The 22,880-nt window shown below is 69.2% G+C and carries 19 protein-coding genes; 9 read left to right on the top strand and 10 right to left on the bottom strand.

Annotated elements, in window-relative coordinates:
* Positions 1–13: 13 nt before the first annotated feature.
* The 4 genes from ACFOWZ_RS24215 (at position 14) to ACFOWZ_RS24200 (ending at position 4,699) form a co-directional block, all read left to right on the top strand.
* Positions 14–205: an antitoxin gene (locus tag ACFOWZ_RS24215; RefSeq protein ID WP_030466628.1), complete on the top strand. Its 192-nt coding sequence runs from the start codon at positions 14–16 to the stop codon at positions 203–205.
* Between the two features lie 104 nt (positions 206–309).
* Positions 310–1,860: a discoidin domain-containing protein gene (locus tag ACFOWZ_RS24210; protein WP_382376134.1), complete on the top strand. Its 1,551-nt coding sequence runs from the start codon at positions 310–312 to the stop codon at positions 1,858–1,860.
* A 75-nt stretch (positions 1,861–1,935) separates the two neighbouring features.
* A complete protein-coding gene (locus ACFOWZ_RS24205) occupies positions 1,936–3,951 on the top strand; it encodes an NACHT domain-containing protein (protein WP_382376132.1) in 2,016 nt (671 codons plus the stop codon).
* 52 nt (positions 3,952–4,003) lie between these two features.
* Complete coding sequence (locus ACFOWZ_RS24200) at positions 4,004–4,699, top strand: hypothetical protein (RefSeq protein ID WP_382376130.1); 696 nt, start codon at positions 4,004–4,006, stop codon at positions 4,697–4,699.
* Positions 4,700–5,204: 505 nt separating this feature from the next.
* On the opposite strand, the gene recQ is transcribed toward ACFOWZ_RS24200, so the two are convergent.
* Both recQ and ACFOWZ_RS24190 read right to left on the bottom strand, forming a co-directional pair.
* On the bottom strand, positions 5,205–7,214 hold the full coding sequence (gene recQ / locus ACFOWZ_RS24195) for a DNA helicase RecQ (protein WP_382376128.1): 2,010 nt from the start codon (positions 7,212–7,214) through the stop codon (positions 5,205–5,207).
* 39 nt (positions 7,215–7,253) lie between these two features.
* Positions 7,254–9,104 (bottom strand): Xaa-Pro dipeptidyl-peptidase, encoded by a 1,851-nt coding sequence (locus tag ACFOWZ_RS24190; RefSeq protein ID WP_382376126.1) that lies wholly within the window; start codon positions 9,102–9,104, stop codon positions 7,254–7,256.
* A gap of 102 nt (positions 9,105–9,206) precedes the next feature.
* On the opposite strand from ACFOWZ_RS24190, the gene ACFOWZ_RS24185 reads away from it, so the two are divergent.
* The 4 genes from ACFOWZ_RS24185 (at position 9,207) to ACFOWZ_RS24170 (ending at position 16,162) form a co-directional block, all read left to right on the top strand.
* Positions 9,207–10,145 (top strand): maleylacetate reductase, encoded by a 939-nt coding sequence (locus ACFOWZ_RS24185; protein ID WP_382376124.1) that lies wholly within the window; start codon positions 9,207–9,209, stop codon positions 10,143–10,145.
* A gap of 92 nt (positions 10,146–10,237) precedes the next feature.
* Complete coding sequence (locus ACFOWZ_RS24180) at positions 10,238–11,530, top strand: alpha/beta hydrolase (RefSeq protein ID WP_382376122.1); 1,293 nt, start codon at positions 10,238–10,240, stop codon at positions 11,528–11,530.
* On the top strand, positions 11,527–13,980 hold the full coding sequence (locus tag ACFOWZ_RS24175; RefSeq protein WP_382376120.1) for a rhomboid family intramembrane serine protease: 2,454 nt from the start codon (positions 11,527–11,529) through the stop codon (positions 13,978–13,980). The genes ACFOWZ_RS24180 and ACFOWZ_RS24175 overlap by 4 nt, the downstream gene beginning before the upstream one ends.
* A gap of 64 nt (positions 13,981–14,044) precedes the next feature.
* Positions 14,045–16,162: an ATP-binding protein gene (locus ACFOWZ_RS24170; RefSeq protein WP_382376118.1), complete on the top strand. Its 2,118-nt coding sequence runs from the start codon at positions 14,045–14,047 to the stop codon at positions 16,160–16,162.
* On the opposite strand, the gene ACFOWZ_RS24165 is transcribed toward ACFOWZ_RS24170, so the two are convergent.
* The 5 genes from ACFOWZ_RS24165 to ACFOWZ_RS24145 are packed head-to-tail and all read right to left on the bottom strand — an operon-like array spanning position 16,159 to position 19,238.
* On the bottom strand, positions 16,159–16,767 hold the full coding sequence (locus ACFOWZ_RS24165; protein ID WP_382376116.1) for a LysE family translocator: 609 nt from the start codon (positions 16,765–16,767) through the stop codon (positions 16,159–16,161). The genes ACFOWZ_RS24170 and ACFOWZ_RS24165 overlap by 4 nt on opposite strands.
* Positions 16,768–16,786: 19 nt before the next feature.
* Entirely contained in the window at positions 16,787–17,395 is a 609-nt protein-coding gene (locus tag ACFOWZ_RS24160) for a LysE family translocator (RefSeq protein WP_382376114.1), read from the bottom strand.
* A gap of 52 nt (positions 17,396–17,447) precedes the next feature.
* Positions 17,448–17,933, bottom strand: coding sequence for a GNAT family N-acetyltransferase (locus ACFOWZ_RS24155; protein ID WP_382376112.1), 486 nt, complete (start codon positions 17,931–17,933; stop codon positions 17,448–17,450).
* A complete protein-coding gene (locus ACFOWZ_RS24150) occupies positions 17,921–18,502 on the bottom strand; it encodes a DUF4232 domain-containing protein (RefSeq protein WP_382376110.1) in 582 nt (193 codons plus the stop codon). Before ACFOWZ_RS24150 ends, ACFOWZ_RS24155 begins: the two co-directional genes overlap by 13 nt.
* 7 nt (positions 18,503–18,509) lie before the next feature.
* Positions 18,510–19,238 (bottom strand): S1 family peptidase, encoded by a 729-nt coding sequence (locus tag ACFOWZ_RS24145; RefSeq protein WP_382376108.1) that lies wholly within the window; start codon positions 19,236–19,238, stop codon positions 18,510–18,512.
* Positions 19,239–19,355: 117 nt separating this feature from the next.
* Between ACFOWZ_RS24145 and ACFOWZ_RS24140 the strand changes: the two genes are divergently transcribed.
* A complete protein-coding gene (locus ACFOWZ_RS24140; protein ID WP_382376106.1) occupies positions 19,356–20,222 on the top strand; it encodes a hypothetical protein in 867 nt (288 codons plus the stop codon).
* 210 nt (positions 20,223–20,432) lie between these two features.
* On the opposite strand, the gene ACFOWZ_RS24135 is transcribed toward ACFOWZ_RS24140, so the two are convergent.
* The 3 genes from ACFOWZ_RS24135 to ACFOWZ_RS24125 are packed head-to-tail and all read right to left on the bottom strand — an operon-like array spanning position 20,433 to position 22,808.
* Positions 20,433–20,564, bottom strand: coding sequence for a hypothetical protein (locus ACFOWZ_RS24135; RefSeq protein ID WP_382376104.1), 132 nt, complete (start codon positions 20,562–20,564; stop codon positions 20,433–20,435).
* Between the two features lie 4 nt (positions 20,565–20,568).
* Complete coding sequence (locus ACFOWZ_RS24130; protein WP_382376102.1) at positions 20,569–21,240, bottom strand: response regulator; 672 nt, start codon at positions 21,238–21,240, stop codon at positions 20,569–20,571.
* Positions 21,237–22,808 (bottom strand): ATP-binding protein, encoded by a 1,572-nt coding sequence (locus ACFOWZ_RS24125; protein ID WP_382376100.1) that lies wholly within the window; start codon positions 22,806–22,808, stop codon positions 21,237–21,239. Before ACFOWZ_RS24125 ends, ACFOWZ_RS24130 begins: the two co-directional genes overlap by 4 nt.
* Between the last annotated feature and the right edge of the window lie 72 nt (positions 22,809–22,880).

Here is a 22,880-nt window from a genome sequence, read left to right as displayed (position 1 = left end):
AGGTGATGCAGTCATGGGCTTCGATGAACTGAAGGACAAGGCCAAGGACCTGATCGGCCAGCACGGCGACAAGGTCGACCAGGGTGTCGAGCGCGCTGGGCAGTTCGCCGACGAGAAGACCGGCGGCAAGCACAGCGAGCACATCGACAAGGGCGAGGACAAGCTCAAGGAAGGCCTCCGGAATTTCGGCGGTCAGCAGCAGTGATCGTACGAAACCGGTACCGCGAGAAGTGATGCCTCCTCACCGTTGACACACCTGCCACCATCATCCGTGGGAGCGCTCTCACGCGCTCGTTCGGAGGGTTGGCAATGAGGCTCACTCGACAACGAACATCCATCGCACTGGCAGCGGCCGGCGTGCTCACCGCGAGCGCGCTGGTCGCTGTCGCCCAGCAGACCAACGCCGCGCTTCCACCTCCCCCTGCCGGGTGGACGCAGGTGTTCGGCGACGACTTCACCGGACCGGCGAACTCGTTGCCCAACAGCGGGAACTGGCGTTTCTCACTCGGGCACGGCTATCCCGGCGGACCCGCGAACTGGGGCACCGGCGAGATCGCCGCGCACACGAACAACCCCGCGAACGTCTCGCTCGACGGCGGCGGAAACCTGCGCATCACGCCACGCCGTGACGGGGCCGGCAACTGGACGTCGGCGCGCATCGAGACGAACGCGCAGAACTTCAAGGCGCCCAACGGCGGCGTCCTGCGGATGGAAGCGCGGATCCAGATGCCGAACGTCTCCGGCGCGGCGGCGCTGGGGTACTGGCCCGCGTTCTGGGCGCTGGGCTCGCCGTACCGCGGGAACTGGTGGAACTGGCCCGGTGTCGGCGAGTTCGACATCATGGAGAACGTCAACGGCGTCAACCGCGTGTGGGGCGTGCTGCACTGCGGTGTCTCGCCCGGCGGGCCGTGCAACGAGAAGAACGGCATCGCGAACAACCGGCCGTGTCCCGGTGCATCCTGCCAGGCCGGCTTCCACACGTACCGGTTCGAGTGGGACGCCTCGGCCTCACCGCAGCAGCTGCGGTGGTACGTGGACGGCGAGCTGTTCCACCAGGTGAACCAGAACCAGCTGCCCGCGGACACGTGGAACCAGATGACCGGTCACGCCGGGTACTTCATCATCCTGAACGTCGCGATCGGCGGCGAGTTCCCCGACAACTACTCCGGCACGCGCACGCCGGGTCCCGGGATCGTGCCGGGCGTGCCGATGGTCGTCGACTACGTGGGTGTGTGGACTCGGGGGTCCGGCGGCGGCCCCACGACCACCACCACTCCTCCGCCCACGTGCGGGCCGCTGCTGTCGCAGAACAGGCCTACGTCGGCGTCCAGTGTGGAGAGCGGGAACCAGGCGGCGGCGTTCGCGGTGGACGGTTCGGCGGCGACGCGCTGGTCGTCGGCGCACAGCGAACCGCACTGGTGGCAGGTCGACCTCGGTTCCTCGCGCGCCCTGTCGCGGGTGCGGATCACCTGGGAGGCCGCGTACGGGCGGGCGTACTCGATCCAGCTGTCCGACAACGGCAGTTCGTGGCGTGAGGCCTATTCCACGCTGACCGGCTCGGGCGGTGTGGAGGACATCGGTGTTTCCGGTTCCGCGCGCTACGTGAGGTTCAACGGCACGCAGCGAGCTACCGTGTACGGATTCTCGTTCTGGGAGTTCGAGGTGTTCGGAGCCTGCGGAACCACCACAACGACTGAACCTCCAGGCGGCGGCACCTACCCAGCGTGGGCATCTGGGTCTGCTTATGCGGTTGGTTCGCGTGTGAGTTACGCCGGAGTGGGCTACCAGTGCCTGCAGGCGCACACGTCGATCGCGACCTGGGAGCCACCGAACGCGGCTTCCCTCTGGCAGCGCCTCTGAGTCACTTCCGCGATCCCGGCGACCCGGTTACCGTCGTTCGCCGGGATCGCGGAGGTGAAGGTGGATCCGAGCGGGGTGACAAGAGCTGCACGGCTGACCGCACTGGCCGCGTTGTGCCTGGTCACCGTCGTTTTACTGCTCCCGGCCGCCATCAGTGTGAGCACCGGCGGGACCGTGCCGGAGTTCTTCGGGACGTTCGGCAGGTGGCTCTGGCCCGCAGTCGGTGTGATGGTGCTCATCGCTGCGGGACTCGCGATCTGGGAACGTGTCCGAGGCCACGAGACCAGCAACCGGACCGCCGCTCTCGAGCGGGTCGAGTCGCAGGTGAAGGCGTTGCTCGCCGCGTCGCTGGCCGCGCAGACGCAGATCAAGCTCGGCGTCCTGCGCCAGCCGCGGCTGTCCGTGCGGGCAGAGGGTGAGGCGATGTCCTCCACGGACCTGGAGGCCGTCTACGACCGGCTCGGCCACACCATGGTGCTGGTCGGTCCCGTGGGAAGCGGACGTTCGACGTTGCTGCGAGAGCTCTGCCTCGTGTTGGTCGAGCGCGCGCGCAACGACCCGGAGGCACCTATTCCCGTTGTCGTGGACTTGGCGACGTGGCGGGCGTACGGCACGCGCAAGCCCACCGAGTTCACGGCGTGGCTGTTGCGCGAGATGAACCGCCGCTACGGCATCAGCCGCTCGGCGGGCACGATCTGGCTGCGACGCGAGCGGGTGGCCGTGCTCATCGACGGCCTGGACGAGGTGCCGCGCGTCGACCGCGCCCACTGCGAGTCCGAACTGGCGCCGTTCGCCTCGGTCGTCTGCTCGACCGCCCCGATCGAGAACCTGCCGTCGGTGTTCGTCGAGCCGTTGTCACGCGGTCAGGTGCTGGAGTACATCGCGTCGGTCAGCCCTCGTCTCGACAGCCTGGAAGCAGCCCTGACCCCGGAGATCTGGGAACGGCTGGACTCGCCGCTGGCGCTGAACCTGCTGGCGCTGACGCACCTGGACAAGCAGGTCGACACGATCGGCACCGACTTCGTGGGTTCCTTCGTCGTGGAACGGCTTTCCGGTCAACGCGCCGCGGGCCCCACGATCCGCGCGTTGAAGTTCCTCGCACGGTTGGGCAGGCCGGACCTCGGTGCACCCGTGCACATGCCTCACCGCCGGGCGTGGCTACCGCTGCTGCCCACGCGTCCGTTGTGGTTGCTGTTCGTGCGCGCGGTGCCCGCCGCATACGCCGGTGGAGTGTGTGCGGTGGCGTTCCTGACGGGGCTGCGACTCGGGCTGTGGCCGGCGTTGGCGTTCGTGGTGGCGGCTTCGTCGTTGCTGGTTCTGGTGAACAAACTTCCGCACGTCTTCCACCCGCCTGGACGCGCGCACGGCATCATCACCGCCGCACTCGCATTCCTGGCGGGTGTGCTGGCCGGATTCATGGTCGGGCTCGCCGGTTTGTGGCTGGGCGGCATTGGAACGCCGTGGCCGTACTTCGTCGCGTACGTTTTCGTGGTGGTGGCGTCATTCTTTTTGGCGTTGGGCTTCGTACCGGGTGATGCGCCCGTGCCGTGGGCGGTGATGATCGCCGCCATGCCCGGCGTCTCAATGATTTGGACTGGCCCGTACGTCGTGGTGGCCGGCATGGGAATGGGTTTCTCCGCAGGCGTGGCGGGCGGTGTGTTCGCCGCTGCCGTGGGACGTGTGTGGCGCACGGTGCGAACGGCGCAACAACAGCGCATGCGGATCGGACGTGCGTGGTGGATCCAGCCCGCCGTACCGGTCCTCGGACTGGTCGGTGCGCTGAGCGGGCTCGGCGCACCAGGATCTTGGGGCACCGCGCTGGGCGTGGCACTGGGACTCATGGTGACGCCAACCGCAGCCCGCGACTACGTCTGGCCGTTCGACGCACTCGCCGAGGTCGCTGCCGAGGGCGTCACCCGTCCGCTGTCGCTGGGCGAGTTGTCGTTCCGCCGCAAGGCTTTGCTGCACCTCGCCCAGGACCGGCTGCTGCTCACCCGAGTCGACGGCGAGTACCGCTTCGCACACGTGGCCCTGCGCGATCACCTGGCGTCGTGTGACCCAACCACGCTGGTTCGCGCCACGCGTCGTTGAACCTTCTCCTTCTGCGGGCCGTACGGCCTGACAGAAGGGTCGGGTGTTGCGCATGCGCTGGTCGAAGGGCTGGATCGCGGCCGCCGGGGTGGTCTCGGTCGCCGCTGCCGTCGGGGGCACGGCCTTCGCCCTTGCCGGATCCGGTTCCCCTGCAACGCAGACGGGGGTCACGGGCAAGGAGGTGTGCTCGGGGCAGCCACTGAGCTCGATCAGTTCCACCGGGCCCGCCGGTGTGTTCTCGGACCAGTTCCCGGCCGGAACCCAGTTGCGGATCACTAATCTCGCCAACGGACGAGCGATCACCGCCGTGGTGAACGGAGTTTCCCCCGGCTGTGCCGTGCTGAACACCGCCGCTTTCGATTCGCTGCAGTCGACGAATTCGGGACGGGCAGTGACGGAAAACGTTCTCCGGCGCGTCCGCGTGGAGATCGTGGGAAATGCGCCGACCCCCACACCCGCCCGATCCTCGACGTCCCGGGCCCGGGCCACCGGTGTTGTCGGTCAGGTCGTGTGCGACGGCGCGACGGTCGGGCTGTCGGCGGTGGGTGGAGCGGCCGGCGCGTTCTCGTCGCAGCTTCCGGTCGGGACCTCAGTGCGGGTGACCAACCTCGACAACGGACGGCAGACCACCGTGCGGATCATCGGGGTCGGGTCGGGCTGCGTGGTGCTGAACAGCGCGGCGTTCGAGCTGGTCGGTGAGTCGGGGAAGAACGTGATCAAGCGAGCGCAGATCGAGAAGGTGACCTGAGGGGACGTTGCTCGGGCGGCGAGTGATTCGTGAGTCCGAGTGGGGCGGCGTTCGGCGGATTCCGGGGTTCTGAAGTGGCCGGGTGTGGGCTTCGTCGAGGCTCGGCAGCCACATCAGCACGACGTGTCCCCTGGCGTTGGTGAGCGGCTCGGGTCGACGGAGGAGTCCGAGGCTCGGCGCGTTGCAGAACGGATGCGGAGCCGGGTTCGCGGCTTTCAACAGTGCTGCGGCTCGACTGGCTCCTCTGGTTCCGGCCACGCGTCTGCCGCGCCACTCGACCCCGTGCGGCACCGGTCGAGCCGGAGTTGGACAGCCCCCTGGCATCGTGCCCGGCGGGCGGGGTTCGCCGCCGTCACCAGTCCGGCGGCTCCTCCGGTCGCCACCGTATTCGTGCCTGAACTGCACAGATACGGCGTCACCCGCCCGCATCGCCGCACGGCCCACACCGCGACGGGCGAGGCCGGGTCGGGGTGCCCCTGTGGCTGCGGCCGGCGATGTGCCGACGTCACCAGTCCAGTGGCTCGTCCGGCTCCTCCGGCTCTGGCCACTCGTCTGCAGCTTCGCCGCTCGACCCCCACGCCGCGCCGCCCGTGCTCGTGGTCTTCGGCTTGGGTTTGGGCGTGGCGGGTGTGGTCGGTGGCGGTACCGGGCCGGACGGTGTGGTGGTCGAGGTGGGGGTGCCGCCGGACACCACTTCCAGGATCTGGGCGCCGTACTTGGCCAGTTTGGCCTGGCCCACGCCGCTCACGGCGCCCAGTTCGGTCAGCGAGGTGGGGCGGGAGGCGGCGATGGCTTTCAGGGTGGCGTCGTGGAAGATCACGTAGGCCGGAACGCTCTGTTCGCGGGCCTGCTGGCCGCGCCATTCGCGCAGGACCTCGAACAGCGGGGCGGCTTCGGCTGGGAGATCCACCTTTGCCTTGGCGGCTGAGGCGGTGGCCGTGCGCGTGGTCGAGCGGGTGGGGGTCGGGTCCTTGCGCAGCTTCACTTCGCGCTTGCGGGCCAGGACGTCCGCGCTGCTCTCGGTGAGGACCAGGGTCGAGTACTCGCCCTCCACCGCCAGGAAGCCCTGGGCCAGGAGCTGGCGGACCACGCCGCGCCACTCGCTCTCGTTCAGGTCTTCGCCGATGCCGAACGTGCTGAGCTGGTCGTGGTCGAACTGGATGACCTTGGCGGTCTTGCGGCCGAGCAGGATGTCGATCACCTGGCCCGCGCCGAACTTCTGGTTGCGTTCCTTGCGCAGGCGCCAGACCGTGGACAGGATCTTCTGGGCGGCGACCGTGCCGTCCCACGACTCGGGCGGCGTCAGGCAGGTGTCGCAGTTGTTGCAGGGCACGCCGGTCTGGCCGAAGTAGTCGAGCAGCATGGTGCGGCGGCACGAGATCGTCTCGCAGAGGGCGAGCATCGCGTCGAGGTGCGTCTGCGAGCGGCGGCGGAAGGCCAGGTCGCCTTCCGACGACTCGATCATCTTGCGCTGCTGCACCACGTCGGACAGGCCGTACGCGAGCCAGGCGGTGGACGGGAGGCCGTCGCGGCCCGCCCGGCCCGTCTCCTGGTAGTAGCCCTCGACTGACTTCGGCAGGTCGAGGTGGGCGACGAAGCGGACGTCCGGCTTGTCGATGCCCATGCCGAACGCGATCGTGGCGACCATGACCAGGCCGTCCTCGCGCAGGAACCGGGCCTGGTTGCGCTGGCGCACCGACGCGTCCAGCCCCGCGTGGTACGGCAGCGCCTCGATGCCGTTGGCCACCAGGAACTCGGCGGTCTTCTCCACGGACGCGCGGGACAAGCAGTACACGATGCCGGCGTCGCCCTGGTGCTCGCCGCGCAGCAGGTCGAGGAGCTGCTTCTTGGGTTCCTTCTTGGGAACGATGCGGTACTGGATGTTCGGGCGGTCGAAGCTCGAGACGAACTGGCGGCCGTCGGACAGGTCGAGCCGCGTCAGGATCTCCTGGCGAGTCGCCTCCGTCGCGGTGGCCGTCAGCGCGATGCGCGGGACCTTCGGCCAGCGCTCATGCAGCTGCGTCAGCGAGAGGTAGTCGGGCCGGAAGTCGTGGCCCCACTGGGAGACGCAGTGCGCCTCGTCGATCGCGAACAGGGCGATCTCACCCTGGTCCAGCAGGCGCAGGGTCGCCTCGGACGTCAGGCGCTCCGGCGCCAGGTAGAGCAGGTCGAGCTCGCCGTTGACGAACTCCGCCTCGACCATCCGGCGTTCGTCCCAGGACAGCGACGAGTTCAGGAAGCCCGCGCGCACACCAAGAGCGCGCAACGCGTCCACCTGGTCCTGCATCAGCGCGATGAGTGGTGAGACCACCACGCCGGTGCCGGACCGGACCAGGGCGGGGACCTGGTAGCACAGGGACTTGCCACCACCGGTCGGCATCAGCACGAGCGCGTCGCCACCCGCGACCACGTGCTCCACGATGGCGGCCTGGTCGCCGCGGAACTCGGGATACCCGAAGACGCGCTGCAGGACTTGCAGCGCGTCTCCGAGAACGGCACCGTCGGTTGAACCCATGGGGCCGATGCTAGCGAGCAGCACCGACAGTCTGGACCGCTAGCCCAACTCGCCCTTCGTACCAGCGGAAACGCTGTTGGCGACCAGCGGAGCGGCCGACGCGGACGGCACCGAGCCGCGCAACGGGATCCGCACCGACGTGTCCGCCAGGTCGACGGTCAGCCTCGGCAGCTGGCTCGGCCGCACGATCGCGCTCGAGTCCGTGCCGCCGATCAGCAGGCCCAGCCGGTGCCCCGCCGGGATCACGTGGTCCGTTGTGGACAGTCGGAACGTCATGCGGTACTTGGTTCCTGGCGTGATCGTGCGCGTGACCGAGACCGACTCGTAGTTCGCGAGGTCCGCCCAGCCGCGCGCGATGACCTGCGCGTCGACGTTGCCCGCCGTCGCTTCGGTGTTGCGGTAACAGGCGTCATCGCCCGTGCGGCTCTCGCCCCAGCACGACTCCGCGGTCAGCGTCCGGATGCCCTCACCGGTCCGCACGCGAGCAGGGCCGTAGTCGACGAGATACGCCGTGAGGTGCGCGGTCGGCGTAGACGACGACACTCCGACCGTGATCGACGACGTGCCCGCGACGCGCAGTTCCGACGTCAGCGGTGCCGTCGAGTAGATCACCCGGCCGGTGTTCGAGCCGGAGATCCAGCTGGATGGCGTCGCACTGCCGTTGTCGGTGAATGCGGCGGTGCCTGTGCCAGGTGCCGTGCCCAGTCCCGAAGAAGAAGGACGCAACACGGTGCTGACGGTGCCCGCCGGTGGCCACGTCGCGTCGTCCGTCCACTGGTCCGGCCCGCGCTCCGAGGACACCTGCGCCTCGTTCTCGATGCCGTTCGGCACGTTCAACAGCCAGCGGTCGAACCAGCGGTGCAGCGTGGAGACCCACTCGGCGCGCCGGAAGTCGAACGGGTCGACGTGCGCGGTCTGCGAGAACCACAGCTTCTTCGGCACCGTCGCGGGCACGGCGTCCCAGAACTGGCCGAACTGCAACGTCTTCACGTTGAGGTCGTTCAGGCCGTGGATCGCGAAGATCGACGCCTTCACGCGCGAGGCGTTGCGCACGAAGTCACGTGCCTGCCACATCGCCGTGTAGTCACCATTGGCGGGAGAACCGTTCGTCATCTGCGTGCGCACCGCACCACACCGGGAGCGCGCGTTGGAGTTCTCGAACTGCGAACCCAGACCGGTCGGCGAGCTGTAGCTGGGGTAGGCGACGCCGTCCGAGCGGAACCAGTCGTACCAACGGCTGATGCCCGCGATCGGCACGATCGTCTTGAGGCCGTCGATGCCGGTGGAGGCCACGCCGTTCGCGATCGAGCCGTCCCACGACTTGCCGATCATGCCGACGGCTCCAGTCGACCACGACGCCGTCTTGGTCGCGCTCCCGGTCAGGGTCGTGTAACCGGTGCGCCGGCCGTTGAGCCAGTCGATCACGGCGGTGCCGGACGCGATCTCCGACTGGCCGCCGACGTCGACGCAGCCGCGCGACCGGTTCGTGCCGAGGAAGTCGACGAGCACGACGGCGTAGCCGCGCGGCACGAAGTAGTTGTCGTAGAAGAGCGGGAACTTCACCGGCACACCGGCGGAGTCGTAGGTCTTGACCTCGCTCTCGTTGCCGCGTCCCGTGCTCTGGTAGTAGGGACTGGCCTCCATGATCACGGGCACGCGCCCGGTCGTGGACGGCCTGATGACGTCGGCGGCCACCCGGTCACGGGTGCCATCGCCGTCGAGGTCGAGGCCGGAGTCGACGTAGACGGTCTCGCGGACCGCGTCGGCCATCGAGTGGATCGGGGCGGACACGCCGCCGGACAGGGTGAACGCCGGTGTCGCCGCTGTGGCAGGGATTGGCGTCAGGGTCAGGGCCCCTGCTAACGCCACTACAACACGAACACGCTTCATGAAGTTTCACGCTAAGGAGTGACGAAGTCACCCGTCAGAGCCAAAAGGATTGATCCTCACCAGGTTGCGGGGACAACACATCGCGGCGAATAGTCGACCTTCGTGAGCTTCACCTTCGAACCCGCGCGCACACGCGTCGTCTTCGGCCGCGGCACCGCTGCCTCCGTGCGCGACGAGGCCGAACGGCTCGGCGCGACGCGGGTTCTGCTGATCGCCCGGCACGGCGGCGACAAGGTGGCGGCCGAACTCGGTTCCCTGCTCACGACACGGTTCACGGGCGCCGCGATGCACACGCCGGTCGAGGTCACAGAGCGCGCGCTCGCGTTGTTGCACGAACACGGCGCGGACTGCGTGGTGTCGGTCGGCGGCGGATCGAGCACGGGGCTGTCGAAGGCGCTCTCGGTGCGCGCCGGTGTGCCGCAGATCATCATCCCCACGACTTACGCCGGGTCCGAGGTCACGCCGGTGCTCGGCGAGACCTCCGGGGGACTGAAGAAGACCCGGCGCGACGCCGCGATCCAGCCCGACACGGTGATCTACGACGTCGACCTGACGCTGGACCTGCCGCTCGACGTCACGGTGACGAGCGCGTTCAACGCCCTGGCGCACGCCGTCACTGCGAGAGGCAACGAGAACCCGTTGATCGACGCCATCGCAACGAAGGCGATCGAGGGCGTTTTGCACGCTTTGAGCGGAAATCCGTCCACTGTGGATGCGCGGACGGAGTTGTTGTACTCGGCGTGGCTCGCCGGAACCTGCCTCGCCTCCGTCCCCATGGGACTGCACCACAAACTCGCACACGTTTTGGGCGGTACGTTCGGATTGCCGCATGCCGCCACACACACGGCGTTGCTCTCCCACACAGCACCGTCCGACCTCGCTCAACGCATTCACGACACGGCCGTGCGGTTCGGCGTGGCAACATCACTGCGCGAGTTGGGGATGGCCGAGTCCGATTTGTCCCGTGCTGCGGAGATCGCCGAGCACCCCGACGCGCTGCGGGTGCTGACGAACGCGTGGCGCGACGCCCCGTCCGGCTGAGCGGTTGTCAACCTTTAGGCTGATGTTCACGCCTCTGAACTAAGACGAACCTCCGATGCACGATGCTGAAGGGTTCCTGAAGAATCAGAGGCATGCTCAGCCCGTTGGATCTGTCGCTGATAAACGGACCGATCCCGAAGGCCGCCACCGTCGCGGCCGCTCTCGCACTGACATGTCTCGCGATCCGGAAGAACCGGACCTGGTGGGTCCGCGTGCTGCCGATCGTCGTGCTGGCGTGCGCGCTCGCCGTCACCGGGCTGACGCTGGTCATCAACCACGTGTGGAAACCGTGGCCCGAGCCGATGCCGATCATCCTGATGGTGTGGCTGGGCGCGGCACTGGTGGCCGTCAGTCTGGGCGTGGCACGGCTGCGCCCGTCGCGCTGGTACGGGCGCGTGCTGACCGTGGTCGCGGCCGTCGCCGTCATCTCCGGTGCGCTGACGGCCACGAACGCTTACTACGGGCTGTATCCGACGTCACGGGCCGTGCTCGAGGTGTTCAACAACCCGAGCGTCGACCTGCCGGACAGCGTCCCGGTCGCGGAGGAGCTCGTGGTGCCTCCCGGCAAGAAGCTGGCCGAGGTCTGGAGTCCGGCGGACCTGCCGGAGAAGGGCACGCTGTCCGAGACCGAGATCCCCGGCGCGCTCAAGGGCCGTCCGGCCTGGGTCTACCTGCCGCCCGCCTACGCCGTGAAACCACGCCCGCGACTGCCGGTGCTGGTCCTGCTGGCAGGTCAGCCGGGGTCACCCCGCGACTGGTACGACGCCGGCCGGATCTCCGACAACATGGACGAGTTCGCGCACGCCCACAACGGTCTCGCGCCGATCGTCGTGATGCCGGACTCGCTCGGCTCCCTCACCGCGAACCCGCTGTGCCTCGACTCGAAGCTGGGCCAGTCGGAGACCTACCTGACCCGCGACGTACCCAAGTGGATCAAGGAACGGCTCACGGTCGACGAACGCCGTGAGGCGTGGACGGTCGCAGGACTCTCACAGGGCGGCACGTGCTCTCTTCAGCTCGCAGTGCGCGCGCCTGACGTGTACGGAAACTTCATCGACCTCTCCGGCCAGCGCGAGCCCACGCTCGGGACGCGCGCCGAGACGGTCAAGGCCGCGTTCGGCGGCGACGAGGCGGCATTCCGCCGCGTCAACCCTCTCGACATCCTCGCCGAGCAACGGTTCCCGCAGCTCGCGGGCGTGATCGTGGCCGGCAAGGACGACGGTGTCTACCGCCCGGCGGGAGCCGAGGTGTTCGAGGCCTGTCGCAAGGCCGGAATGGACGTGCTGTGGAAGGAACTGCCGGGAGGACACGACTGGAACGTGTGGCGGCCGGGCCTGTACGGCTCCCTGCCGTGGCTCGCGCAGCGAACAGGGCTGGTCAGATGATCGCGCGGCTCTTCCGCACCGCTCCCCTGACGTGCGCGTTCCTGATCGTCTTCTGGACGGTCGGGGCGCTGACCGGCGCGATCGGCGGGACGAACGACGAGTTGCTCGCACGCGTCGGGTTCGGCACCGAGAGTCCGTTGTGGACCGTCCTCACGTCGGCGCTGTGGTCGATGGACCTGCTGGGCTACGTCGCGACGACCGTCGTGCTGCTGGTGTTCGGGGTGCTGGCCGAGCGCTCGTTCGGCGCGCTGCGGACCGCGGCGATCTTCCTCTCCTCGCACGTGATCGGCTCGTTCCTCGGCCTCGGGGTGGTGCTGATCGGGCGGGACGTGCACTGGTCGTGGCTCGAGTCGCTCGTGGGCGAGGTGGCCGCGGGGCCGTCGATCGGCGGGGTGGGCCTGGCGCTCGCGCTGACGTTCCGGATGCCGCCGCTGTGGACGCGTCGCGTACGCCTGATGATGATCTTGTCGGTGCTGGTCCTCACTCTGTACTCGGGTTGGCTGGAAGATCTGCTCCGACTGTCCGGTGGCGTGGCCGGGCTCGTGATCGGGGCGTTGTTCCTGAAGAGCGGCGCGGCGCACAAGGCGCGCTCGTTCCAGGAGACGCGTGTGCTGGTGGCGTTGCTGCTCGCGGCGTCGGCGCTCGGACCGGTGGTGGCGATGATGTCGCCGTCGCCGAACGGGCCGCTGTGGTGGTTCGCGGACGTCGTGGCGGTCGCGCAGCCGGTGCAGGACGACGTCGACGCGGTGTGCGGCTCGGACGCGGTCGAGTTGTGCCGGACGATGATGATCCAGCTGTCGTACGGCCGGTTCCCCGCGCTCGTGATGTCGCTGCTGCCCGCGTTGCTGCTGCTCGTGCTGGCGGAAGGGCTGCGCCGCGGCCGCCGGTTCGCGTGGTGGTCGGCGCTGGTGTGCAACGTGGCGTACGGCTCGTTCATCGGGTGGTACGTCGTGGATGCCGCGCAGATCCCGGAGATCGGCGCGCTGGAGGTCGTGTTCTCGTTCAGCATCCCGATGCTGGTGCCGCTCGCGATCACGATCGTGCTGTTGCTGACGCGCGACCACTTCGCCGTGCGTCTGCCTCGGCACGCCGTCAGGAAGTTCTGGCGGTTCACGGTCGGCAGCGTCGCGTTGCTGTCGGCGCTGTACGTCTTCGGCGGGTACCTGGTCCGCGACCAGTTCACGCCGGAGCCTGGTTTCGGCGCGCTGCTCGCGGATCTGCCGACGCGGTTCCTGCCGCCGGGCTACCTGCTCGGCCTGGTACCGCTGCAGTTCTCGGCGGAGGGATTCCTCGGCGCGTTGCTGTTCGAGTACACGGGCGTGGTGTTCTGGCTGATCGTGCTGGCCGGTCTGCTGATGGCGTCGTGGCGTGCGTGGCCGTCCTCGTGCGAGAAGGAGGCGGAGCACGCGCGCGAACTGATGCAGCGCTACGGCGGTTCGTCGTTGTCGTACATGACGACGTGGCGCGGCAACCAGTACTGGTTCACGCCCGATGGCGAGACCGCGATCGCGTACCGGGTGGTGGCGACGATCGCGCTGACCGTCGGCGATCCGATCGGTCCGGCGCGCGTCGAGGCCGTGCGCGGGTTCGCGGAGTTCTGCGCGCGCAACGGGTGGACACCGTGCCTCTACAGCGTGGGGGCCGAGACGAGGGAGGCGGTCGAAGGTCTCGGGTGGTCCGCGGTGCAGGTCGCCGAGGACACCGTGATCGAGCTGGACACGTTGAGCTTCACGGGCAAGAAGTGGCAGGACGTCCGCACGGCGCTGAACAAGGCCGCGAAGGCCGGCATCACCGCCGAGTGGTGCACGTACGCCGACGCGCCGTTCGCGATCACCGACCAGATCCGGTCGATCTCGGCGGAGTGGGTGGCGGACAAGGGCCTGCCCGAGATGGGATTCACGCTGGGAGGTCTGGAAGAGCTCACCGGCGACGGTGTGCGCTGCCTGATCGCGGTGGACGGCGACCGCACGGTGCACGGCATCACGAGCTGGCTGCCCGTGTACGCCGACGGTGAGGTCATCGGGTGGACGCTCGACTTCATGCGCCGCCGCACGCACGGTTTCCGCGGCTCGATGGAGTTCCTGATCGCCTCCGCGGCGCAACAGCTCCAGGCCGAGGGCGCGCGGTTCCTGAGCCTGTCGGGGGCGCCACTGGCCCGGTTGGACCGCGGTGAACGTCCGCGGGCGTTGCAGCGCGTCCTGGATCTGACCGGGCAGGTGCTGGAACCGGTGTACGGCTTCCGCTCGCTGTTCGCGTTCAAGGCGAAGTTCCAGCCGAAGTACCGGCCGATGTTCATGGCGTACCCGGACTCGGCGGCACTGCCGCGCATCGCGAACGCCGTGAGCCGTGCGTACCTCCCGCACCTCAACGCGCGCCAGGGACTTCGCCTCGCCACCAAGATGATCATCCGCCCCCGTGGACGCGTGGCCACGGCCGGTCGAACTCACTAGACCGAAAGGGTGGAGAGGTGATGCTCGTCGTCACACGGGAGCGTCGCTGAGCGAAGATGCGCCGATGACCGTGCGGGGCGATCTGCCTGCCCAGACCACGACGTTCATCGGCCGCCGGGCCGTGCTCGCCGACGCCGAGGTGCTCCTCGGCCGAGCCCGGCTGGTCACTCTGGTGGGCGCCGGGGGCATCGGGAAGACGCGCATCGCCGAGGAGATCGGCCGTGCGATGGCGCGGACTTCGGCTTTCCAGCACGGGGTCCGTGAGGTGCGGCTCGCGGACCTGAAGGATCCCGCGCTGCTCGCCAGGACGGTCGCGGCCGAGCTGCGCATCATCGACAACTCGCAGGACTCCGGCCTCGGCCGGCTCGTGGAGTCGTTGTACGACAAGAACCTGCTGCTCGTTCTCGACCACTGCGAGCACCTGCTGGACGCGGTTCGGCATCTCGTGCACCACCTGGTGCGGGACTGCGAGGGGCTGAGGATCCTCACGACGTCGCGCGAGCCTCTGGGTGTCTACGGCGAGCACCTGCTGCGGGTGCCACCGATGAGCGACGAGGACTCCGCGGAGCTGTTCCTGGAACGGGCGGGCCAGGGCGTCACGCCGCGGGTGAGCGGATCACCTCTGGCGATCGAACTCGTGGCCGCGCGGCCGGACGAGGCGCTCGCCGACGACATGACGCTCGAGCAGGTGCTCGACTGGACCGCTGAACGCTGCACGGACGAGGAACGACAGCTGTGGGCGACGCTGTCGGTGCTTCCCGCGGACTTCGACCTCGCAGCGGCCGAAGCGGTGGCGGGCACGGACGTGCTGGAACCGTTGTCGGCACTCGTGCGCGCGTCGATCGTGGTGGCGGCGACGAGTCCGGTCACCGGACACACCCGTTACCGGATGTTGGGCAGCGTCTCGGAGTTCGGTGCTCGTCTGCTCGTGGACACCAACGAACCGTTGCGACGACACGCGCTGCACTACAGCACGTTCGTCGACGAAGCAGCCCGCTCGTGGTTCTCGCCGGACGAGGTGGTGTGGCTGGGCCGGGTGCGCGAGGAGTGGCCGAACATCCGTGCCGCCGTCACGTGTGCGCTGAAGACCACCGAGCTGGCCGAGACCGGCGCGACGATGGCGATGAACGTGCAACGCACCCGGTTCACGTCCGTCGCGGGTCTGCTCGGCCAGGCCTGGGACCTGCTGGCAATGGCCCGTGAGGTGATCACCGAGGCACCGTTGCGAACGTCGCTGCTGGCGCACTGCGCGTTCGTGGCCCAGGCGCGCGGCGACATGGCAGCCGCGATCGCCCTGATCGCCGAGGCACGCGCGCTGCCCCGGTCACCGATCACGGATCTGAACCTGGTCTTCGCCGAAGCCACGCATCTCTTCTTCGTCGAGGGATCCCCGGACTGCGTGCCGTTGTACGCCCACGTCGTCGAGCTCTGCCGCCAGTACGCGTCGCCGGGTGACACCTACTTCGCCGAGCTGATGCACGCGATGGCGACGTGCTTCCTGCTGGACGCCGAGGCCGCGGACAAGGCCACGACCAGGCTGGCCGAGCACGACGACGTGCACTGGTCGCACGCCTGGGCGTTGTGGCACGAGGGCCTCTACGAGCTGCTGCACGGCGATCCGGCACAGGTGCATCCGCTCGCGGTGGAGGCGTTGCGGATCCAGCTGGCGCTCGGCGACACGTGGGGCCCTGCGTTCAGCCTGTGGTTGCTCGCCTGCGCGTGCGCCGAGCTCGGCGCGTTCGACCGCGCGGCACGGCTGCTCGGTGCGTTGCGGTCGCAGGAACGGGTCACCCGGATCTCGCTGAGCACCATGCGCCCGTTCCACAAGTTGCTGGAACGCACCGACCGAACCGTCCGCCGCGCGCTCGGCGACGACTACCCGATCATCACGACGCTGGGCGCGGACCTGCGGCAGGAACAGGCGATGGAGTTCGCCCTCGAACCGGTGCCCCTCTCGGAACGCCGTCCGGCCAAGCCCGCGCTGCCGGGCGGGCTGAGCAGGCAGGAGTTCACCATCGCAGGACTGGTCGCCGAGGGGCTCACGTCGAGGCAGATCGGCGCCAGGCTGTTCATCTCGCCGCGGACGGCGGACCGGCACGTGGTCAACATCCGCGTGAAGCTGGGACTGCCGAACCGGATGGCGCTCGCGGCGTGGCACCGTTCGGCGACCGGCGAGGCCTAGCGCGCCTCGAACGCCAGTTTCAGGCCCAGCGCCACGAACACGGACGCGGTGAGGCGGTCCAGCAGAACCCGTTGCCGCAGCAGGAAAGCACGGGCGCGACCGGCCACCGCGACCAGGATCGGCAGCCACACCAGGCCGAGGCAGAGGTGGATGGCGACGAGGGCCGCACCCCAGCCGGTGTGACCGGCGGGCATGAACTGCGGCAGCAACGACAGGTAGAAGACGCCGACCTTGGGGTTGAGCAGGTTCGTCATCAGGCCCACGCGCAACGACGCACCGGCACCCGGAACCGGACGTGAGTCCTCCAGGGACACACTCTTGCGCGAGTTCCACAACGCCTTGGCACCCAAGTAGATCAGGTACCCGGCACCGAGCCAGCGCACGACGTTGTAGGCCAGTTCCGAAGCCTGCAACAGCGCCGTCAGGCCGGCGAGGCTCGCCACCGCCCAGACCAGACATCCGAGCGTGATCCCGAGAACGACGCCCAGCGCGGCACGCTTGCCGCTCAGCAACGCCGTGCGCAGCACCATCACCGTGTCGAGGCCCGGAGTGAGGACGGTGAGCAGTGCGACGAGCGTGAAGCTCAGGAGTGCGGCGGTCGACATGGGCACATCAGATCACGGGTCAGCGCGCGTCCGCAGCCGTTTTCAGCCCGAACGCGATCAGCGCCGACGCGGACAGGCGGTCGAACAGAACCCGTTGGCGCAGCAGGAAAGCACGGGCCCGGCCCGCCGCCGTGATCAGGATCGGGAACCACACCAGGCCGATGCCGAGGTGGATCGCCACGAGCACACCGCCCCACGCGGGCTGTCCCACGGGCAGGAACTGCGGCAGCAACGAGACGTAGAAGACGCCGGGCTTCGGGTTGAGCAGGTTCGTCAGCAGTCCGACTCGGACGGCCGCGCGCACCGACGGCACGGGCGCGGGTTCGTCCAGTTCGACCGGACGCCGCGACTTCCACAACGCCTTGGCGCCCAAGTAGATCAGGTACCCGGCGCCCAGCCAGCGCACGATGTTGTACGCCAGTTCCGAAGCCTGCAACAGCGCCGTCAGGCCGACCAGGCCCGCGGTCGCCCACACCAGGCACCCCAGCGTGCTGCCCACCACCACGCCCATCGCGGCGCGGCGGCCGACCAGCAGCGCCGTTCGCAGCACCAGCAGGGTCTCCAGTCCCGGCGTCACCACGGTCAGCAGCGCGACGAACGTGAAGCTCAGGAGTGCGGTGGTCGACATGCCGTCATGAGAACACGAGAACGTCCCACCACCGGAAGAATTAACACGCTGGTCACGAGTGCACGGCCTTGGTGTAGCGGTGGGCGGGGACCGGGATCGGACCGTCCGGGTGGGGTGCCTGGTGGTCGAACAGGCCCTCGTCGGTCCACCCCTGCCGCTCGTAGAACCGGCGTGCCCGCGCGTTGCCCGCGACGACCGCGAGCCAGGCGCTGGAGTGCCCGTTCGCCGCCACCTCCTCCTCGGCGGCGGCCAGCAACGCCTGCGCTACACCGGAACCGCGGTGACCGGCGGAGACGTAGACCTGCTCGACCTCGTCACCGACCACCATCACGAACCCGGCGACCTCACCGTCCACCGTCGCGACGGTGGTGTGTTGGACGTGCTCCAACGCGCGTGGCTCGAACGTCGCCTCCGGCCGTGCGTCGACGAGCTGCTGCGGCACGTTGCCGAGATGCGCGTCACACCAGCCGGGATACCAGATCCTGGCGACGGCCGGGGCGTCCTCCGGCGTCGCTCGCCGCACGGCTACCGGTGCCACGCCCGCACCCCCAACCGCCCGGTGCTGCCCAGGTCGATGAGGATGCCCCGCTCCTGCGACGCCGGGAGCAACGACTGCCACGTGCCACCCGGCGTGGCCGCGATGTCGACGTGGCTGCCGACCTGCGGCGGGTCCATCGACGTGTGCGTGTTCCGCCACATGAACGCGCTCTGCGCGCGCTCCCCCGGCTGGACCGTGACCGGCTGCGGCGGGTCGTCGAACCCCTCGACCGACGCGATGCCGCCCGAACCGTGAACGATCTCGGTGTCCAGCTGCTGCCACTTCTCGTCGAGCAGCTTGACCTGCGGGTACCCGTTGAGCTCGACCGGCCGTGTGCCGCAGTTGACGACCTCGACGGACATGACGCGCAGACCCATCGCCGCGTCGGTGTACCCCGCGCTGAACCGCAGACCGGTGTCGCACGACGGTTCGTCCGAGGTCGGCGCGGTCAGCGAGAGCGGTCGCGCGCGGACCGGATCCGGGACCGGCAGGGCCTCCGGACGTGCGCCGCACGCGACCAGGCCGACGAGCGCAGCCAGCAACACGAGAATCCTGCCCCCAGTTCTCATGTCTCGATCATGCCACCTGGCCCGTGTGGGACTCGATCCACGCCCGGTGAGCAGGCACGTCGGAGAAGACCTGCGGGGCGTCCGCACACCAGCGCCCGCCGATCTGCCCGATCACGGTGCCCACGGCCGCCCACCCGGTGCCGGTCCTCGTGACGGCGGGGCCGCCCGAGTCGCCGTAGCAGACACCGCGCCAGCCGTCCGGGTTGTCGGTGCACAGGGTGGCCGCGTTGGTGTGGCAGCCGGGCGCGTTGTCGGCGAGCACGCGGGAATCCAGCTCCTGCAACACGGTTGGCGCTGGAGCGTTGCCGGGGTCCTTGGTGGCGCCCCAGCCGAGCAGGCGGATCGGCAGGCCGGCCGGTGCTGCCGCGGCGATCGGGGCGGGTTGGTGGGTCACCGGGGCGCTGAGCTGGATCAGGCCCTGGTCGTCGCGGTCGTGACGGATCAGCCTGGCGGCGGGGCGGACGGTGCCGCCGGTGGTGCGGTTGGTCGAGCCGACGCGGACCTGGACGCCCGACGGGTTCTTGCCTTCGAGGCAGTGCGCGGCGGTGAGCACCCACTGCGGGCGGATCAGGATTCCGCCGCAGAAGTGGCCGCCGCCGCGCGACTGCAGGGACGCCGCGAACGGGTAGGGCTCGCTCGCCGGCTTGCCGCCGATGACGAGCGGCGTCACGTCGGCGTTCGCGGCCGGGGTGACGAAGACGAGCGCCAGCAGCGCGGCGTAGATCGCGTTGCGCATTGAAGATCTCCTCACGGGTGCAGGGATCTTCGAGTCTTCGCAGGCGCGGGAGACGTCCGCTATCGCCGTAATTTCGGATCGCTCACCGGGTGCGGCGCCGGTAGGTTCGGACGGGCGATGACCGGACCGTTCCACCTCGTGTTGCGCGACGCGATCCGTGAGCGCGGGCTTCCCCTGGAACGCCTGCGGTCGCGCCTTGCCGAACGCGGGATCGAGGTCGGGCTAGCGAGTCTGAGCGACTGGCAGCACGGACGTGCGTGGCCGCGGCGGCCGAAGTCGTTGCGGGCCATCGCCGCGCTGGAGGAGATCCTCGGTCTGCCGGAACGGACGCTGACAGGACTGCTGTGCTCGCACCAGCCACCACCGTTCCGGCCGCGGCAGGGCGTCGACGAGTACAGCGGGCCGATGGCCGAGCTGCTCGACGCGTTGCCCGGCGCGCGGGCGTGGCGGATGGACGTGCTCACGTCCGAGCAGGTGGTGAGCGTCGGACCGGATCGCAGCCCGTCCAGGCTCGCGGGCCGCTCGGTGGCGCGCGCTCGCCGTGACGGCGTCGACCGGACGGTGGTGCGCTACCACGGTGCGCAGGGCTGCGAGATCGAACGGGTCGAGGTCGTGCCACGGCGAAACTGCGCTCTGGGCAAGGTGTTGCGCCACCGCGACGGACGGGTGCTCGCCGCGGAACTCCTGTTCGGCCAGGAACTTCAGGCCGGTGAGACGTGGGCGTGGGAGGCGGAGATCCGCGATCCCGAGGCCAGGCGCACGGACTGCGCGCACGCCTTCCGCCGGCCGGAGGGCACCTACCTGCTGGAGGTGCGGTTCCACCCGGATGCGTTGCCCTGCCGCGTTTTCGAGTACTTCCGCGCCGACCTGTACGTCGACCGGCACGTGCTGACCGAGCTGCCGTTGAACGTCCACCACGCCGTGCACGTCACGACGACCGGCATGACCTCCGGCGTGATCGGCGTCAGCTGGGAGTGGACCTAGGGGTCTGCTGAACGAGTGAGGTTCTGGGGCGGGAAGAACGCCGACGTGGCCGTCTGTGCGGCCGTGTGAGGTCAGGCCCCGAGGGGTCGACAAGTGGTCGTTCTTCCCGCCGGCTTCAGTGTGACAGGTCGGGGTGGATGCGTGGCGTGGGAGGGGTCAGTCCAGGGCCCCATGCTCCTGCGCGGTGGGTGAGCTTGAGCAGGCGCAGGATCACCACGACCCAGCTCGCCGACGGATCGCCCTTGGCCAGTGCGTCCACGACGTGAGCAGGTCCAGGTCCAGCCCGCCGAGCGACGGCGGCACGAACATGCGGAACATGCCGGCGTCCCGCATCGCGGCCATGGCCTCAGGTCAGCCGGTACCCGTGCGCCGGCCGGTTCGCCATGCCGTAGCGCGGCTGCACCTCCGCCTTGCCGATCGTCACCAGGTGCTCCAGGTACCTGCGCGCGCTGACGCGGGACAACCCCGCCTTGTCGCCGACCTCCTGGGCCGAGAGGTCGCTGTCGCAGTCCCGCAACGCGTCGATCACGAGCCGCAGCGTGACGGCGGACAGCCCCTTCGGCACCACCTGAGGGCGCGGGCGGTGGTGCATCAGCTGGTCGACCTCGTCCTGGTCCAGCACCTGCCCGAGCCGCTGCACCTCGATGCGCTGGGCGAGGTACTCCCGCATGCGGTCGATGAACGCCGTGCGCGTGAACGGCTTCACCAGGTAGTTGTCGACGCCCCTGGACATGGCCTGCCGCACGGTCTCCCGTTCGCGCGCGGCCGTGACCGCGATGACGTCGACCGGCGGACCGTTGCGGGCCCGCAACCTGGCCAGCACCTCGAGCCCGGACATGTCCGGCAGGTGGATGTCCAGCAGCACCAGGTCCGGCCGCAGCGCCTCCACGGCACGCAACGCCTCGCCGCCGCGGTGGGCCTCGCCGACCACCTCGAACTCCGGCATCGCCTCCAGGAACCCGCGGTGAATCGCGGCCACGGCGAAGTCGTCGTCGACCACCAGCGTCCGCACGCTCATCGGTTCCCCGTTTCCGGCAGCCACACCTCGAACGACGCGCCGCCGAGCTCCGAGTCGGTGATCGCCACCCGGCCACTGCGCCGGGTGACCACCCTAGACACCAGGGCAAGTCCTATGCCCCTGCCGTGTGCGCCCTGGACGTCCTTCGAGCTCACGCCCAGGTCGAAGATCCTGCCGCGTTGCGACTCCGCCACACCTGGCCCGTCGTCGTCCACGACCACCCGCACCCCGCTGGCCGACGAACGGACCAGCACGCGCACGGTTCCGCCGGTCTCCACCGCGTCCACCGCGTTGTCGACCAGGTTGCCCAGCACGGTCAACGCGTCGTCGCCCGCGCGGATGTCCACCGAACTGTCCGGGTCGAGCCTCAGCTCCACGCCGCGTTCGTGCGCGGTCGAGGATTTCGCCAGCAACAACGCCGCCAGCGCGGGATCCGCGTTCGCGCCGTCGATGATGTCCGCGGTGACCGAACCGGCGCCGCCGACCCGTTCGATGTAGGCGACGGCGTCGGCACCGCGGTCGAGGTCCAGCAGGCCGCCGATGACGTGCAGGTGGTTCGAGAACTCGTGGGCCTGCGCGCGCAGCACCTCGGTGACGGTGCGCTGGCCGTCCAGCTCGCGCAAGGCGTCGTGCAGCTCTGTCCTGTCCCGCAACGTGAGCACGACACCGACGGCACGGTCGTGGGTCTTGGCCGTCATCCTGTTCGCGACCAGAACCCGTTCTCCCGCGAGGACGAGCCGGTCCGCGACGTCGTCGTGGTCGCGCGCCAGGTCCAGCAGGCCGTCGTCGAGCACCTCTGCCGCGGGAAGTCCGCTCGGGTCGTCCACCAGACCGAGCAGGCGCATCGCCTCGTCGTTGACCAGCGCCAGCTTCTCCTGATCGTCGACGGCGACAACACCTTCGCGGATGCCGTGCAGCATCGCGTCCCTGGTCTCCAGCAGCTGCGCGATCTCCGCCGGTTCGAGCCGGAACGTGCGGCGCCGGACGTGCTGCGTGACCAGGGCCGCGCCGAGCACGCCGACCAGTGCCGCGGCGGCCAGCCAGCCGATCAGCTCCGGCAGGTCCTCCGCGAGGTCGTCGGACAGCTGGCTCTCCAGGACACCGACGGAGGCCATGCCGATGATGTGTCCGTCCTTCGCCCGCACCGGCACCTTGGCGCGCAACGACGTCCCGAGCGTGCCCGTCTCCGTGCCGACGAAGACCTCACCGGACAGGGCGGCGCTCGGGTCGGTGGAGACGCGCTCGCCGATGCGTGCCGGATCGGGGTGGGCGTAGCGGACGCCCTGGCGATCGGTGACCACCACGTACGTCACGCTGGACGCCTTGCGGATCAGTTCGGCCAACGGCTGAATGGTCGCGGCGGGGTCACTGGAATCGAAGGCCTCGACAACGGTCGGTAACTGCGCCACGCTTTCCGCGACGGACAACATCCTGTCCTTGTAGGCCTCCCTGATCCGGTCGCTCTGCAGTTTGGCCGCCAGAAAACCTGCCGCGCAGGTCGTCACCAGCACGATGACCACCTGCAACGCCAGCACCAAGGCACCGAACGAGACAGACCGACGGAACATGGATGGAATTCTGACGCATCATCTGTGAAACAGGTCACGAACTAAACGACCAATACGGACCTTACGACCGAA

The sequence above is a fragment of the Lentzea rhizosphaerae genome, from assembly GCF_042649515.1.
Classification (GTDB): domain Bacteria; phylum Actinomycetota; class Actinomycetes; order Mycobacteriales; family Pseudonocardiaceae; genus Lentzea; species Lentzea aerocolonigenes.
The sequence above is the reverse complement of the archived record's forward strand: the minus strand, read 5'-3'. Positions and strand labels throughout refer to the sequence as shown.